The organism is Rhizobium sp. NZLR8, assembly GCF_019685025.1.
In the GTDB taxonomy this organism is placed as follows: Bacteria; Pseudomonadota; Alphaproteobacteria; order Rhizobiales; family Rhizobiaceae; genus Rhizobium.
Genome location: NZ_JABDVY010000014.1, coordinates 103,115 through 118,329, shown reverse-complemented (window position 1 = coordinate 118,329; position 15,215 = coordinate 103,115). Strand labels below are relative to the sequence as shown.

Here is a 15,215-nt window from a genome sequence, read left to right as displayed (position 1 = left end):
GCTACAGCGCTTGGAATTGCGGCGGCGCCGGACAACGATCCTCGATGCCAAAACGTTCCTCATTTCGATATCGGGGAGCCGCCATTTACATCCTCCGCATTCGCTTGGAACATTCCTGTCGTCCACCTGTTTTTCTGAACAGGAAACCAGCCGGCGGATCGACGGCGTGGGTCTATGCATCGAGAGGACAATCCCATGAGCAGCATTTATAACGATACCAATCCGGCCTTCTCAGGCCCGACAGGGGGCGGCAGCCTCACCGCATTTTTCGACAGCCGCTCGGAAGCCGAATCCGCCGTGTCTCGTCTTGAGGACGCGGGTGTGCCGGTTGCCAGAATCAGGTTGATGCCGGGATATCAGGCGGATGGAAAAACCGCCGGCACGATGGGCGACGACCGCAGCGGTTTCTTCGACGCGCTGGCGGACTTCTTCTTTCCCGATGAGGATCGTGCGGTATACGCAGAAGGGCTGCGGCGAGGCGGCTTCCTCGTCCAGGTCAATGATATCGATGACGCGCTCTATGAGACCGTCCACGACATTCTCGACGACGAGGGCAGCATCGATATGGATGACCGGGCGGACCTCTGGTCGTTAGAGGACCGGCAGCAAGGCGCATCCAATACCGGTTTTGCCGGCCAGTCCTCTGGCGGCAAAGCGTCAGAAGACCTCGCTGTGTCCGAAAGTGCCTTCGAGGCGTCGGCTTCTGATGATGCACGCCCGGTCGCAATGCGCGACAGCGCGCATGGAAGCGCCAAGGTGCGTGCCTACACATTGAGCGGCAGGGATGCCGCGCCGTCGGAAGATGCCAATAGCCAATCGCAAACCCAGTCGCAAGGCGGATCCAACCAGAGCCAGGGTTTCCGACGCGACCACTGATGAGTACCTGCCGTAACCCACGGCCCGGTGGCGATGCCGGGCCCTATTTTCTCTCGCCTGTCATTGGAGGACATGTCCATGCAATCATCCATCAACCGGGACGGCCACCTTCCGCTCGACCCCGATGAACTGATCGCCGAAGGTGAGCCGCCGTTTGCGGATGCCGCCGCCGAGACCGCGCGTGAAAAAGCCGATCAGGACCTGAACGCCCTGCGGCAGGAGCTAAGGCTGCTGCGGGTCCGAATATCCGCGCTGCGCGAGGATGCCGAAGCGGCACTCAAAGCCAAGGCCACGTCGGTCGATGCAAACGCCCATGTTCAGCTCGGCGACTACCCTTGGGCAAAGCTAGCCGCGGCGATCGGCGCGACCTTCGTTGCCGCCAGGCTGGTTCGGCGCCTGCCGTTCGACGTGCTGCTTGCGGGCTCTGCCGGCCATGCCTGGGAGGCGAGGCGGCGGTGACCGGCTGAGGGACGAGCGGTCAGCGCGGCAAGAGCAGACCCATCGACACCATGGCTTGGAAGGAAGTCAATGAAGCGGTACAACGTCCGAAGGCATCGGCTTGGCAAGCTCTTTCAGAATCGCTTCAAGCGCATCGGCCGTCGTCTGCAGGCCGGATGACTGCGCGATTTTCAGCGCTTCCCTGCAGTGAGCATACAATTCGTCTTGCTGGACGTGATCAGTCGTCCGAAATACGATGCCCGCATACTGCGATGGGTTTCCGGCTTGATCCCGGAAGCAGCGGCCGAAAGCGGCCACGGCCACCATTTGCCCGCTTCCATCAAATACCCGATAGTCATGGCGGTAGGGATCTCCTGTCATCACAGAGTCTGAAATCGCCTTGGCCACGGATGGCTTGTCGTCCGGGTGAATCCTGTCGAGGTATTTTATGATCGGCAGCCCCGAGATGGTCTGCTCCGGATCAAGCCCAAAGAGGTTTGCCAGCGCCGAATCCGCATAAACCGTGTCGGTCGCCAAGTCCCACGTGAAGATGCCAGGCTCTTCGGCAAGGTCCATTCCGTATCCCCAGTCTGACCGCCAGCGCTGCCGGTTGACCACGTCACGCGGCTGGTGCCACTCAATCTTAGTCGCCTTTCGACCGGACGCAATATCGACTTTTTTGATCTTCCTCGTGCACGAGGCCCGAGACTGCCATAGAAGCTCGCGACGCGCCGCTGGTAGCGCCTTGGCGCTTGTGCGCACCGAAGGAACCCGGGGACGACGATAGACGCTTGGAGCCGCCGTTCCCTCGAAGTAGTGTCTGGAAAAACGCCATTCAGTTCGGGGGACACCATGGATTTTTTGAACGTCGCGGCGATCGTATTCTTCCTTCTCGTCTGGATGGCACTCGAGCCTTTGATGGCAATGGGATGGCCGCGGCGGAACGACAGTCTTTCCGTCGACATGGTGCGCATTCGCGCGGCCTGGATGCGCGAGGTGCTGACTCGAGACAACAACTTCATCGGCGACGCGGCGATCCTCGGGCACACGATCAATTCGGCATCCTTCTTCGGATCGGCCAACCTCATCGTCATCGTCGGGCTCAGCGGTGCGTTGTTCATGGAGCCGAATTACGGATCGGGCGGCGGGCTGATCGCGATGTTTGCGGCGCAGGATCCCGCCTGGTTCTTCCAATGCAAGGTGCTCTTGATCATGGCGACGCTGTTGCGCGGCCTGTCCGATTTCATATGGGCGGTCCGGCAGATCAACTATTGCCTTGCGGCGATCGGGGCGAGCCCGTCGCGCGATGAAGACAGGGACATCGTCAGCTGGACGAACGCCCTGACCCTGGTCTTGAACCCGGCTCTTCGATCGTTCAGCGTCGGCGTCCGATCCTACTACTTCACCGTCGCTGCCGCATTCTGGTTCATTGGGCCAATACCCTTCCTTGTCGCGACCGTCCTCAGCGTCGGCGTTTTGATCTGGCGGCAATCCTGGTCGGATGCTGCAAAGGGGATCATGGCCATACGCAAACTGCTGGATTAGGATTGCCTGCGGTTCAGGGCAACGTCATAGTCTGCTGGCCGATGATGAGCAGAAGCGCTATCTTGCGGGCGGTGGCCAATGGATCGTTTCGAAGCGATGCGCATATTGCTGGCCGTTGTCGACGCCGGAAGCATCTCGGCCGGCAGCAGGAGGCTGAACGCGCCTTTGCCCAGCGTCAGCCGCAAGGTAACCGACCTTGAACGCCATCTTGGCGCAAACCTCATTGTCCGCACCAGCCGCAATCTTCAGCTCACCGATGCCGGCCGCGACTATGTCGACGCCGCCCGAAAGATCATAGCGGATCTCGAGGAGGCGGAGCGAAGGGCGTCCGGCGAATACCAGACGCCCAGAGGCGTGCTCACGATCACGATGCCGATCGAATATGGGAACCGGTACGTGCTGCCCGTTGCGCTCGGTTTCATGGACAGATACCCGGAGGTGTCGCTGAACCTTCTATCGCTCGATCGCACGGTCGATCTCGTGTCCGAGCAGGTGGATATCGCCATTCGCCTCGGCGACCTCGCCGACAGCTTCCTCCATGCGGTCAAAATCGGCGAATTCCGTTTGCTGACCTGCGCGAGCCCTGCCTATCTCGCGCGACATGGCGAACCTCAGGGTCCGGGCGATCTCATCGATCGCGAGGGGATATTCTTCAACAAGCGGACATTCTTCTGGACATTCGACGTCGACGGCAGGCCGATGGAGGCGGCGCCCCGCAACCGGCTGGAAGTGAATACAGCGGCGAACTGCGTCGCAGCAGCCGTCGGCGGAGCGGGGATCGCGCGGCTCTTCGACTACCAGGTTCCGGACCAGCTGGCGTCTGGCGCGCTCGTGCCCATCCTGCGGGATTTCGATGGAGCACCACAGCCGATTCATATCGTTTACGCGCGCCAGAGGATTCTGGCGCTGAAGGTACGCGCTTTTGTCGACTGGGCTTCGCCAAGATTAGGCGCGCGATCGAAGAAAGAAGGTAATCCAGCTTTATCTGAATGATGCGCGAATTTCTTCAACTGTATGTTCAGGATATTGAAGATGTGGAAAGTGGCCGATACCCGGCAGGATATCGATTTTCGCACCGATCTTGGCGGCCAACTCGATGCCCATTTCCTTTCTTATGTAGACGTCCTTTTCGCCCCAGATCTGCTTGACCGGCGTCTTCAGTCGCTCGAGGTTGGCCTCGAGGACGTTCTGGTCGCGCGTGAAACTCGCGTGGTAGTGGGCAAAGGCGTCCGCTGACGTCATCCCATCGAGGCTCCACGAACGGACCATGTCCCGCTGGACGTCGGTCGGCAAATCGAATTGCTCAGCGGGCGACAGGCCGCGCCTGTGCACGTTCTGAAGGATCTCGTCGCTTGTCTTGTTCATATACGCTCGGGTCGGCGAGGCCGTCGGCTCGGCCTTGAGGTTCTGCAGGCTCTCCCACATGTATTGCGGCCGGTCGAACGGCGCGAAGTCTCCGACGATGATCCGCCTGGCGATCGCCGGCTCATCGAGAGCAAGCAGCAGAACGGGGAGGGCGGCGATATCGGTCGCATAGATCACGAGGTTCGACCGGTCGATGCCGGCCCTCTCGATATAGGCCTTCAACACCGCCGCGTAGGCCTGCGGCGCGTAGGAAAACCGTTGCAGGATCGGGCGCGACGACTGGCCGTAGCCCGGCCAATCAAAGGCATGAACGTCATAGTCGCGAGCAAGCGTGCTCGCGATATGCTTCCAGACCGTCAGCGTTTCCGGAAACCCATGCAGGAAAAGCGCGGTGCCTTTTGGCGCCGGGGCGCGAACAATCATTCTCCTCAGCGTGAGCATCTCGTCGATCTCGATGAAGTCGACGGCGCCGTGCCGGGTTTCCGCGGACGCTAAGACTTCTCCGAGGGGGATGGATGAAGCTGCGGCGACCGATGCGGCGCTATTTGCGGTTTTGTTCTCAGACATAGGAGGTCCTTTCCTGAACGACGGGTCAATGGTTCTGTCTGCGCAAATAAGTGGCCACGCCGTCGCCGCGCGGTAGCCGGGGAAAATGAGAGGAACCCTCTCGATGTCGCTGCGACGCCGCTGCGCAATGCTTTTTCGATCGAGAGGCTGCCTCTTAATTTCTCAAGGTGCTGGGTCTGCTTCGACCGACCCAAATAGCTACCAGCCGCCGATTTGAGAAAGCTCGTTAGCGTATCGAGGCGGGAGGCAGAGCGTCGGGCGACAGCATGAGGAAGAACTGATATGACTGACCGAATTGAACCCATCAAGGGAACAGCCCTTGTCGAACCTGTCCGTTGACCCTCGATGTCAGGAAAGGACACACGTCATGGCGCTGCTGACCTCTTTGAACCACAGGCCTATGTCGCGACGCTCGCTGCTGTGGGGAAGTGCCGCCGCCGGCATATCCGCGGTTCTCCTTCCGCTCGCATCAGAGGCTGCCGATGTCACCGCCGCAGCGGCGGAGATCCGACCGTTCAAGGCCGAGGTTTCCGAGGCAGCGCTCGCCGATCTCAGGCGGCGACTTGCCGAGACCCGATGGCCCGACGGCGAAACCGTCACGGATCGTTCGCAGGGCGTCCAGCCCGCGAGGCTGAAGGAGCTGGTGGCCTACTGGCAGTCGTCCTACGACTGGCGCAAGGCAGAGAGCAGGCTGAATGCCTTTCCGCAATTTCTCACCAATATCGAAGGACTGGACGTCCATTTCATCCATGCCCGTTCCCGCCATGAAAACGCGCTGCCGCTGATCATGACCCATGGCTGGCCGGGTTCGGTGTTCGAACTGCTTGATGTCATCGGACCACTCACGGATCCGACGGCGCACGGCGGCTCGGCGGAGGACGCCTTCCACCTGGTGATCCCTTCGATTCCGGGATTCGGCTTCTCCGGGAAACCTCCGGCGACGGGTTGGAACCCGCAGCGAATAGCGGCTGCCTGGGACGTGCTGATGAAGCGGCTCGACTATGACCGCTACGTCGCGCAAGGCGGCGACTGGGGCGCGATCATCAGCGACGCCCTGGGTCGCCAGGCGCCCGACGGGCTGCTCGCGATCCACGTCAACAGGGTCGAGCGCGCCACGACGTTCCCATCGGACGCAGCCCAAGCTCTCAAAAATGGAGGACCGGCTCCCGGTACCCTGTCTGCGGACGAGAAAGTGGTCTTCGACGAGGCGCGGGACTTCCTCAACAATGGCTTCGGCTACGCCGCAATCATGAGCACACGTCCGGAGACGGTCGGTTACGGCATTGCGGATTCTCCCGTTGGCCTCGCCGCCTGGCTTTACGACAAGATCGCCGATTGGGTGTTCACCCCAGGCGACCCCGAACAGGCCCTCGGCAAAGATGCCATCCTCGACAACATCACGCTGTACTGGCTGACGAACACGGGCCCCTCGAGTGGCCGCATCTATTGGGAAAATGCGATGGCGGGCGCGAAGCTCACGGAGGTCAAAATACCGGTCGCCGTCACCGTATTCCCCGGAGAGGTCTACAAGCCGCCCAAGCACTGGTTGTCGAAAGCCTATCCGAAGCTGGTCTACTACAACCGCGTCGCCAAGGGCGGCCACTTCGCTGCCTGGGAAGAACCGGAACTCTTCAGTCAGGAGATCAGGGCAGGGTTCAAGACGGTGCGGTCATGAGCCGCCGATGGGGCGAGGGAACGTTGATCGCCGGTGATCATGCGACGAGTTCACGGACGGCCAGTGGCTGATCCTCGCATCACCCCTCTGCAAGCCTGAAAACATGGGCTTAGGCCACCGTCGAAGGGATCTCCGGGTAACGGCGGCCATTTGCGCGCGGGGGCAAACGTTAGGCTTTCGTCCGTCAGACGGGTTCGTCGATTGACGTTGATTGTGCAACGCTTCACAACGTCCGAAGTTTCTACCAACCAAGCAGAAGCGACGCCAACGTCGCGGGGACCACGGCTACATGCGCATCAACGACAACCGTCATTTTTTCGGTAGAGTGTCCATAGTCCTGACGGTGGTATTTTCGACGCTTCTGCTCGCGAGCGTAACGGCCGCCACAGCGGCCGAACCGACCGGTTCCTCGGGACCGATCCGTGTTATCATCGAATTGCCGAATGATGATGCCGGACGCGCGCTGGTCAATCGGATCGTCCCCGGCACTCAGGAACCGGCGCAACCGGCAGCGGCACCGCAGGAGGCGGCACCGCCGTCGATTGCCACTGCATTACAGGATTTGCGCCAAAGGTTGCTCATACTCGTCGATGCAGTCCCGACCCTTCCGGGACAGATCCAAACGGCGATCCGGGTCTTCCAAACGGATGATCGTATCGATGCCGTCGGACTGATCCTGGCGGTTACCCTCTTCATAGCAGGCGGATTCGCTGCGCAGCGCGTTGCCTGGTGGTCCGGGCGAGGGCTGCTTCATTTTGTGCTGACCGCGCCTGCCGACACCGTGCGGCAGCGGATCAAGCTCCATGCGAGCCGGCTTTCAATGGGCCTTCTCGCGTTGGTCGGTTATCTGATCGGAAGCCTCGGCGCGTTTATCCTCTTTCCTTGGCCTGCCGTCTTTCGCGATATTGCGCTCATTCTGCTATCAGCGGCGCTGATGGTGCGCCTCGGCGTGCTTGTGGGCCGCATTGTCATCGCGCCCGGCGCACGGCTGCCGCACATGCGGCTTCTGACGCTTGCCACCTCGCTTGCGTGGTTCTGGTACTACTGGCTCCTCGCAATCGTCGCCGTGCTGGCGGCTGGCTGGGCGATCATCGAAGTATTCCAGACCATCGGGGCTTCACCCATCCTGGTCGACCTTTTTACCGCGGCGTGGCTCGGTGTCGTTTCAATCACGCTGGTCGCCATGATTTGGCTGCGGCATTTTCGTTCTGATGGGCCGCCGGTGAACCGCCTGGTCTGTGTCGGCTTCAGCGCGAGCATCATGCTGTCGTGGCTGTTATGGGTGTCCGGGCTCCGCGGAGCATTCTGGACAGTGATCGTCATGACGCTTCTGCCGCTTACTGTTTCCGTGGCTCGTGATATCATTGGTCGCATTATACGATCCGGCGGCGAGCACGCCGTCGAAGATCCGGCCATCGTCGGATGGTCGGTGGTCATCATGCAAACGCTGCGTAACGGCCTCATCGTGGTCGCCGCGCTGCTCATTGCCCGTTCGTGGGATGTCAATCTCAGTGACCTTGCCGCAGCCGAGACGGTGACCACACGTTTGATCCGCGCAGGGATCCGTATCGTTATCGTGCTGCTGGTGACCGATGTCATCTGGAAGCTCGCAAGCACGCTGATCGACAGTCAGATGGCGGTGGCGTCGCGAAGTGCGGAGGCTGGGCATCAGGACGGACCCGATGTGCGCCGGCGTCAGCGGTTGAATACCCTGCTTCCGATCCTTCGCAATGTGCTGTTTCTGGCGATCGGTGCTGTCGGTTTCCTGATGATCCTGGATGCGGTCGGCATTCAGATCGGACCGCTGCTGGCGGGCGCTGGCGTCGTCGGTATAGCCGTCGGTTTCGGTGCACAAACACTCGTCAAGGACATCATCTCCGGCGTCTTTTATCTGTTCGACGATGCCTTTCGCATCGGTGAGTACATTCAGGCAGCAAAATACAAAGGGACGGTCGAAGGTTTCTCGCTACGATCCATCCGCCTGCGACATCATCGCGGTCCAGTCACCATCGTTCCCTTCGGCGAACTCGGCGCGGTGCAAAATCTGAGCCGCGACTGGGTGATCGATATCATTACTCTTACCCTGAATTATGACAGCGACCTTGAGGAGGTCCGCAAGACCATCAAGCGCATCGGCGTCGAGCTTCTGGAGGATGCCGAACTCGGGCCCAACATCATCGAGCCCTTGAAAATGCAGGGGATCGAGCAGATGGCCGATTACGGTGTGCAAATTCGGCTGAAGTTCATGGCGAAACCCGGCGAACAATTCGGCGTTCGCCGGAAGGCCCTTGCCATGCTCAGGAAGACATTCGCGGAAAAAGGCATCCAGTTTGCAACTCCGACGGTTCATGTTTCCAGCGGGACGGGAGATGCAATAGCCTCCGCCGCCGCCGCGGAACTACAACGGCCATCAAAAGTCATCCCAACACCTGAGGAGTAACCGCGTCGAGCCACGGGCGGCTTTCCATCGAATGCTTCGAAGCAATCGCAATGCTTAGCCGCTTTACGAGGGAAGGTCCGGAGATGAAACCGAAGATGTGCTTCAAAAGGCAAATTCGCGAGGATTGGTTTGAAAGAGTTGGACGTTGAGATGGATGACGACGGTATGTGATTGTAATCAGATGACATCTTATTGTTCCATAATCTATCTTATGCGATATTCACATGTAGAGGCTATTTAGTAATGCGACAGTTGGGCCAGTTAGAGATGCGACAGTCTCGCCTCTCGACGCACTGGTCAATGTCAACACGCTGCAGGGTTATGATCGATGCGGTGCAGCCGGTCTGATTTCGCAGAAGCGATCGCGGCGATGCAATCGCCTCCATAGCGAGGATTTTCGCGATGCGGCGCTCTCCATTACGGTCAGTAGCCGAGCGCACAACCATCTTTCCGATGATCGGAGGCGCCCAACAGCGTGTTGTGTTGATCGTCGATCCAGATTGCCTGGGCACCGCCGATCGCCCAATTCGGAGCGGTAACCTTGAAACCGCGCGCTTCGAGATCAGGACCGATCGAGGCACGGAGAAGTGCTTCGGCCTCGATGATCGCCGTGCCAGGCAGCGGAAAGAGCCGGGGTAAATCGATTGCGCTCTGGATGTCCAAATTGAAATCAAAAAGCTTGGAGAGGAAGTGGGCGTGGCCCATCGCCTGATAGTGTCCCCCCATGACGCCGAACGACAAAACAGTTTTACCATGGCGTGTGACCAGGCCTGGGATGATCGTGTGCATGGGCCTCTTGCGCGGCGCTATCGCGTTCGGATGGCCCTGCTTCAAATTGAAGCTCTGTCCACGATTGTGGAACAGGACGCCGGAGTTCTGAGCCATCAAGCCGCTTCCGTAGGGATGGAAGATAGAGTTGATGAAGCTGACAACATTTCGGTCCTTGTCGACGACCGAAATGTAAACGGTGTCCGAATGCTCGACGCCGTCGATGGCCGCGCCGGCGTCGGCGATCCTATGCATGTCGATCTTGGCGGCAAGATTGTCGGCAAGTTCCTCGGACAACAGGAAATCGACCGGAACATCCGCGCCTGCGGCGTCGGCGACCCAGCGATCGCGGGCGGCATAAGCCAGCCGAGTGGCCTCGACTTCGATGTGCAGATTGTCGACGCCCATTGGATCGCCTCTGCGTTCAAAGCGCTCCAAGATCTTCAGGATCATCAGCGCGACGATGCCCTGCCCGTTCGGCGGACATTCATGCACCGTCCACCCTCGATATGTGGCACTGACAGGCTTGACATATTCGCCAGCGGCAGACGCAAGATCCTCACGTGTATGCAGGCCGCCAAGTGAATTCAGCCGTGTCACCATGTCGTCCGCTACGGGGCCGCGATAGAAGCCGTCCCGCCCCGAAATCGCAATCGTTTCCAGTGTTTGTGCCAGTTCCGGCTGACGTTGAACCGATCCGACCTGCGGGGCCTGATCGTCGACCAGGAAAATGCGGCGTGTCGAAGGATCGCGCAGCAGCAAATCAGTTTGATTCGAGAGGTCGGCGGCAACCCGCGGTGTGATCGCATAACCGTCGCGAGCCAGTGCAATTGCGGGCGCAAGGATTTCTGACAGCGACATTCTTCCATGATCGGCAACGAGACGCGTCCACGCCTCCACCGCACCAGGAACCGTCACTGCATGCGGCGACCATCGCTCGATGGAAGCGATCCCGTTTTCCCGAAACCAATCGAAATGCGCCGCAGCCGGCGCGCGTCCCGAGCCATTGTAGGCAACGACATCATCATTTCCGTTTGATGACAGCAACGCAAAGCAATCGCCGCCTATGCCGGTAGAACCAGCCTCGACGACGCATTGCACGGCGCAAGCTCCCACTGCAGCGTCGATCGCCTTGCCGCCCACCTTGAGTATGTCGATGGCGGTCAAGGTCGCCATTGGGTGTGATGTTGCCGCCATCCCGTTGCGGCCGACAGCCATCGATCGTCCAGGCAATTCGAAATTTCGCATATCGTCAGTTCCTTCACTCAATAGAGGCCGGTCGCCCTCTCCCACGTGTAGGTGTCATCTAATGCCCGAGTGGAGCGGTCGAACAAGTCGTTGATCTGTGCTTCAGTGAAAATAAGCGGCGGGCAAAATGAGTAATTGTCGCCAGGGTACGGGTCGTTCCGCCGGCTGTTTAATGCTTGCGGGCACGGGGCAGCAGGTTCATGCTGTTTCTCTGTTTTGGCCCCGTTGGTCGCGGCTGACCTAGTCGTCACGCATCGGGTTTTCGTGGGACGCGTGCGATGGAGTGCGCCGGCTGCGGTTTCGATGTTCAAAGCGGTTTTGCCTTCTGTCCGCGATGCGGCGCAAGGCAGCCTCTCTGCTGCGCCGCTTGCGGCAATCCTTGTCAGCCCGATTTTGCCTTTTGCCCCAAATGTGGCGCGTCGATCTCAGGCAAAGCCCAGCCTGCGCCGAAGCCAAGCATCGAGGTGGTGCCGTCCAAATCCGATGGCGACGCCGACCGGCGGCCGGTGACCGTGCTCTTTGCCGATCTTTGCGGTTTCACGACGCTGAGCGAGCAGATCGATCCTGAAATCATGCGGCTGCTGCAGAACGAATTGTTCGAAGAGATGACCCAGGCGGTCGAGGCCTATGGCGGCTTCGTCGACAAGTTCGTCGGCGATGCGCTGCTGGCGCTGTTCGGCGCGCCGGTCGCACATGAGGACGATCCGGTTCGGGCGCTCGGGGCCGCACTCGATATGATCGGTCGGGCGACTGCAGTCGGCGCGCGCTGGCGCTCACGCGCCGGCGTGCCGCTGCGTCTGCATATCGGCATCAATAGCGGACCTGTTGTCACCGGCGGCTTCGGCGCAGTCAGCACAAAATCCTATTCCGTAACCGGCGACACGGTGAACACCGCCCAGCGCCTGCAATCGATGGCCGGCGAAAACGATATCCTAGTCGGGCCATTGACCTATCGCCTCACCCGCCATGCCTTTGCCTTCGACAGTCTGGGCGCACAGACCCTGCGCGGCAAAAGCGGAAACGTCCTCGTCCATCGGCTGACCGGGCTGCTGGAAGCGCCGCATACGGCGCGCGGGCTCGAAAGTTTCGGCCTTCAGGCGCCGATGATCGGACGGGATACGGAGTTGTCGCGGTTGCTGACATGCCTCGATCTTGCCTGCGGCGGTGCGGCGCAGCTCGTCCGCTTGATCGGCGAGGCCGGTATCGGCAAGTCGCGGCTGGTCGACGAGTTCGTCGGGACCGCCGCCAATGCGGCCCGATTCCAGGGCCTTGCCATACGCAGAGCCACCTGCTCTCCCCTCGGCGAGCAATCCTATGGCACCCTCGCCGCGGTTGTGCGCAGCGCTTATGGCATCGGCGAGCGGGATGATCTCGACAGGACACGGCAACTGCTGACGACAGGTTTCCGCGCGCTCGATCTCACGCAGGAGGACGTCGAGGGACTTTTGCCGCTCTTTCTGCATGTCCTCGGTCTCGGCGATCCCGACGGGGCGTTACGGCACATCGAGCCGGAACAGTTGCGACGACAGATCTTCTATGCGGTGCGCACCGTCTTCGAGCGGCGGCTGGCGCAAGGTCCCCTGCTGCTTGTCATCGAGGATCTGCACTGGGCGGACGTTGCCTCGCTGGAAGTGCTCCGCTTCATGATGGATCGGCTGGAGCGCAGCCGGCTGATGCTGCTTGCGATCTACCGGCCGACATCGCAGACCGACCCGCTGAACTCCAATCGCGTCAACGTCACCGTGCAGCGTCTTGAACCGCTCTTTGCAGCCGAGGGGCAGAAGCTGCTTGCTGCCTTTTTCGGCGAGGGTCATGGCAAGTTGCCGGTGACGATGCGAAAGCGGATCCTCGACCGCGCCGGCGGCAATCCGCTTTTCATCGAAGAAATCCTTAGGGTGCTGATCGACATGGGCACGTTGCACAATGACGGTCAGCGCTGGCATGTCGCGGCCGACGATACGGATGTCGATATACCGGTCAATCTGCAAGCGCTGTTGCTTGCTCGCGTCGATCGTCTGCCACAAGAGATAAGACGGTTGGCGCAGGAGGCGGCGGTGGTCGGCCCGAAGTTCGATACCGCCCTGCTCCGCACCGTGGCGACCGACCCCGGCGCGATCGATGCCGCGTTGGATTTTCTCTGCGATGCCAATATCATCGAAGAATTGCGCGGTCCCGATGCCGGCGGGTTGCCGGGCTATCGTTTCAGCCAGACGCTGATGCACGACGTCATCTACCATAATCTCCTGTTGCAACGGCGCATGGAGCTTCATCTTCGGATCGGCCGGGTTCTGGAACACCAATATGGCGCGGCGCCCGATCGGCCAGAGCATCTGGCGCAGCTCGGCCATCACTTCAGCCTGACGACCGAAAAGGCCAAGGGAGCCGGGTATCTAATGGCGGCGGGCGATCTGGCGCGCAAAACCTATGCCAATGACGATGCGATGCGCCTTTACCGTCAGGCGCTTGCGGCCTTTGCCAACGAGCCGGAGGTGACGCCGGAGCAATTGGCGCTGCTGGAGCGTCTTGCCGATCTTTGTGGTCCTGCGGGCCGGCGCGACGATGCCTTGAACCATTATCATAGCGCGCTGGCGATCCACCGCGCCAAAGACGACCGGATAGCTGCAGCGAGGATATTGCGAAAGATTGGCCGTCTGCATCTTGATGCGGGGCGCCGCGACCAGGCGGAAACCCATTGCGCCGCGGCCGAAGCGATGATCGCGACGATCGATGCGCCGGTCGAGCACGCGCATCTGCTGCAGGAGCGCGGCCATCTGGCCTTCCGCATGGGCGATCAAGCTGCCGCCGCCGAGTGGGCGACGCAGGCGCTGCAATGCCTGCAGACGCTGCCGGTCGACGGAACGACCGAGGCCGGGCGGGAGGCGGCGCGCGCGATGGCCGAGGCGCTGAACACCAAGGGTGTGGCCCTGGCGCGCCTTGGACGCCGCCGCGATGCCGTGCAGGAAGTGGAGCGCAGCCTTGCGGTCGCCGAAAAGGCCGATTTGCAAAGTGCAGCGTGCCGCGCCTATTCCAATCTCGGCGTTCTCTACACTATCGTCGACCCGGCCAACGCCATCAGGATCTGCCGGCGCGGACTGGAGGTCGCCACCCGTATCGGCGATCTCGGCTTCCAGGCGCGGCTTCTCGCCAATCTCGCCGTTTCCTGCTGTACCTTTACTGATCGCTGCGCCGCCGAGGGTGTTCCGTCGGCGGAGAAGGCCGTCGAAATCGACCGGGCTCTCGATCAGCGCGATCATCTCTCCGTGCCGCTGATCGTCCTCGGACAGATTCATCAGTGCCACGGAGAGCCGAAGCTAGCTCGTAAGTATTACGAGGAAGCCCTTGAGGTTGCGAAGGAAATTGACGAGCCGCAACTGCTCTTTCCGTGCTATGATGGCTTGGCGACACTGAGCCTCGAGCATGACGACATGGACGAGGCGGAGCGGTATTTCACGCTGGCACAGGATGTGTGCATTCGCCACAACCTCGATCCAGGCACACTTGTCGTCTTGCCGTTCCTCGACTGATCCTCCTCTTCGTACCACGACTGGAGATCGGTTAGTCGAACTGATTCAGACAGATAAAGGGAGGAATTAAACATGCAGGAGAACCACTCGGAAAGACCATTGCAGCCTGGAGATCGCGCGCCGAACGTGGTGCTGGATGCGATCACCCGCCAGGGTAAGATCGCCATCGACGATTTTCGCGGTCAAAAGCCGGTGCTTGTCGGGCTGTTCCGCGGACTGCATTGCCCCTTCTGCCGCCGGCAGATCGCCGCCATGGCCGAACTCACCGGTGCATTGCAGGAAAAAGGTATCGACAGCCTGACTGTGGTGAATACGCCGATCGACCGTGCCCGCCTCTATTTCCGCTACCACCCGCTTCCCAACCTGCTGGCGGCCTCCGACCCTGAGCGGATGTCGCACAGGGCGTTCGGCCTGCCAAATGTCCAGTTCACCGAAGCCGAGAATGACTGGCCGCACAAGCTCAGCATGAGCACGGTGACCTCGATGCGTATCGACATGCCGGGCGAGCTCCCCGAGCCCATGGACGTGATGGCGGCGGTGGACTATCTCGACAAGGCGGATGGTTACGAATTCACCGAGGATGACACGCAGATGATCGCTACCGGCTATGGCCAGCTTGTCGGCGAATTCCTGCTCGATCGGGATGGCGTCGTGCGCTGGTGTTTCACGGAAGTCGAGGAGGGTGGCCGCCATATGTTCGGCGGTCCCGCCCCTCGGGAAGTGATGTCGGCAGCCTCGAATATGGCTGTTTGAAGTGATCGGTCTTGCG

The 15,215-nt window shown here is 60.7% G+C and carries 11 protein-coding genes; 8 read left to right on the top strand and 3 right to left on the bottom strand.

From position 1 onward, the window contains the following. Positions 1-195 precede the first annotated feature (195 nt). Positions 196-876 (top strand): hypothetical protein, encoded by a 681-nt coding sequence (locus HJB89_RS25915; RefSeq protein WP_221132628.1) that lies wholly within the window; start codon positions 196-198, stop codon positions 874-876. 78 nt (positions 877-954) lie between these two features. Then, positions 955-1,335, top strand: coding sequence for a hypothetical protein (locus HJB89_RS25910; RefSeq protein ID WP_207580507.1), 381 nt, complete (start codon positions 955-957; stop codon positions 1,333-1,335). A 66-nt stretch (positions 1,336-1,401) separates the two neighbouring features. Here the strand turns inward: HJB89_RS25910 and HJB89_RS25905 are convergent, their stop codons facing one another. Next, positions 1,402-1,890, bottom strand: coding sequence for a PAS domain-containing protein (locus HJB89_RS25905; RefSeq protein WP_207580506.1), 489 nt, complete (start codon positions 1,888-1,890; stop codon positions 1,402-1,404). A 276-nt stretch (positions 1,891-2,166) separates the two neighbouring features. On the opposite strand from HJB89_RS25905, the gene HJB89_RS25900 reads away from it, so the two are divergent. Together HJB89_RS25900 and HJB89_RS25895 are read left to right on the top strand one after the other, a co-directional pair. Further along, positions 2,167-2,859, top strand: coding sequence for a DUF599 domain-containing protein (locus HJB89_RS25900; RefSeq protein WP_207580505.1), 693 nt, complete (start codon positions 2,167-2,169; stop codon positions 2,857-2,859). Positions 2,860-2,937: 78 nt separating this feature from the next. Further along, entirely contained in the window at positions 2,938-3,852 is a 915-nt protein-coding gene (locus HJB89_RS25895) for a LysR family transcriptional regulator (protein ID WP_207580504.1), read from the top strand. On the opposite strand, the gene HJB89_RS25890 is transcribed toward HJB89_RS25895, so the two are convergent. Further along, positions 3,841-4,791 carry an alpha/beta fold hydrolase gene (locus HJB89_RS25890; protein WP_221150736.1) on the bottom strand — a complete coding sequence of 317 codons (951 nt, stop codon included), beginning with the start codon at positions 4,789-4,791 and terminating at the stop codon, positions 3,841-3,843. The two genes, HJB89_RS25895 and HJB89_RS25890, sit on opposite strands and share 12 nt — an antisense overlap. A gap of 367 nt (positions 4,792-5,158) precedes the next feature. On the opposite strand from HJB89_RS25890, the gene HJB89_RS25885 reads away from it, so the two are divergent. After that, positions 5,159-6,466 (top strand): epoxide hydrolase family protein, encoded by a 1,308-nt coding sequence (locus HJB89_RS25885; protein ID WP_207580502.1) that lies wholly within the window; start codon positions 5,159-5,161, stop codon positions 6,464-6,466. Positions 6,467-6,755: 289 nt separating this feature from the next. Further along, a complete protein-coding gene (locus HJB89_RS25880) occupies positions 6,756-8,906 on the top strand; it encodes a mechanosensitive ion channel family protein (protein WP_207580501.1) in 2,151 nt (716 codons plus the stop codon). A 423-nt stretch (positions 8,907-9,329) separates the two neighbouring features. Here the strand turns inward: HJB89_RS25880 and ggt are convergent, their stop codons facing one another. Next, positions 9,330-10,922, bottom strand: coding sequence for a gamma-glutamyltransferase (ggt, locus tag HJB89_RS25875; RefSeq protein WP_221150735.1), 1,593 nt, complete (start codon positions 10,920-10,922; stop codon positions 9,330-9,332). A 278-nt stretch (positions 10,923-11,200) separates the two neighbouring features. Here ggt and HJB89_RS25870 point away from each other — a divergent pair, with 278 nt between their 5' ends. Together HJB89_RS25870 and HJB89_RS25865 are read left to right on the top strand one after the other, a co-directional pair. After that, on the top strand, positions 11,201-14,446 hold the full coding sequence (locus HJB89_RS25870) for an adenylate/guanylate cyclase domain-containing protein (protein ID WP_221150734.1): 3,246 nt from the start codon (positions 11,201-11,203) through the stop codon (positions 14,444-14,446). A 72-nt stretch (positions 14,447-14,518) separates the two neighbouring features. Continuing rightward, complete coding sequence (locus HJB89_RS25865; RefSeq protein WP_207580492.1) at positions 14,519-15,199, top strand: peroxiredoxin-like family protein; 681 nt, start codon at positions 14,519-14,521, stop codon at positions 15,197-15,199. Positions 15,200-15,215: the final 16 nt, after the last annotated feature.

Bases quoted from the DNA above. Each gene is read 5' to 3' on its own strand.
- HJB89_RS25915 (WP_221132628.1), top strand. From the start codon at position 196: ATGAGCAGCATTTATAACGATACCAATCCGGCCTTCTCAGGCCCGACA.
- HJB89_RS25910 (WP_207580507.1), top strand. From the start codon at position 955: ATGCAATCATCCATCAACCGGGACGGCCACCTTCCGCTCGACCCCGAT.
- HJB89_RS25905 (WP_207580506.1), bottom strand. From the start codon at position 1,890: ATGGACCTTGCCGAAGAGCCTGGCATCTTCACGTGGGACTTGGCGACC.
- HJB89_RS25900 (WP_207580505.1), top strand. From the start codon at position 2,167: ATGGATTTTTTGAACGTCGCGGCGATCGTATTCTTCCTTCTCGTCTGG.
- HJB89_RS25895 (WP_207580504.1), top strand. From the start codon at position 2,938: ATGGATCGTTTCGAAGCGATGCGCATATTGCTGGCCGTTGTCGACGCC.
- HJB89_RS25890 (WP_221150736.1), bottom strand. From the start codon at position 4,791: ATGTCTGAGAACAAAACCGCAAATAGCGCCGCATCGGTCGCCGCAGCT.
- HJB89_RS25885 (WP_207580502.1), top strand. From the start codon at position 5,159: ATGGCGCTGCTGACCTCTTTGAACCACAGGCCTATGTCGCGACGCTCG.
- HJB89_RS25880 (WP_207580501.1), top strand. From the start codon at position 6,756: ATGCGCATCAACGACAACCGTCATTTTTTCGGTAGAGTGTCCATAGTC.
- ggt (WP_221150735.1), bottom strand. From the start codon at position 10,922: ATGCGAAATTTCGAATTGCCTGGACGATCGATGGCTGTCGGCCGCAAC.
- HJB89_RS25870 (WP_221150734.1), top strand. From the start codon at position 11,201: ATGGAGTGCGCCGGCTGCGGTTTCGATGTTCAAAGCGGTTTTGCCTTC.
- HJB89_RS25865 (WP_207580492.1), top strand. From the start codon at position 14,519: ATGCAGGAGAACCACTCGGAAAGACCATTGCAGCCTGGAGATCGCGCG.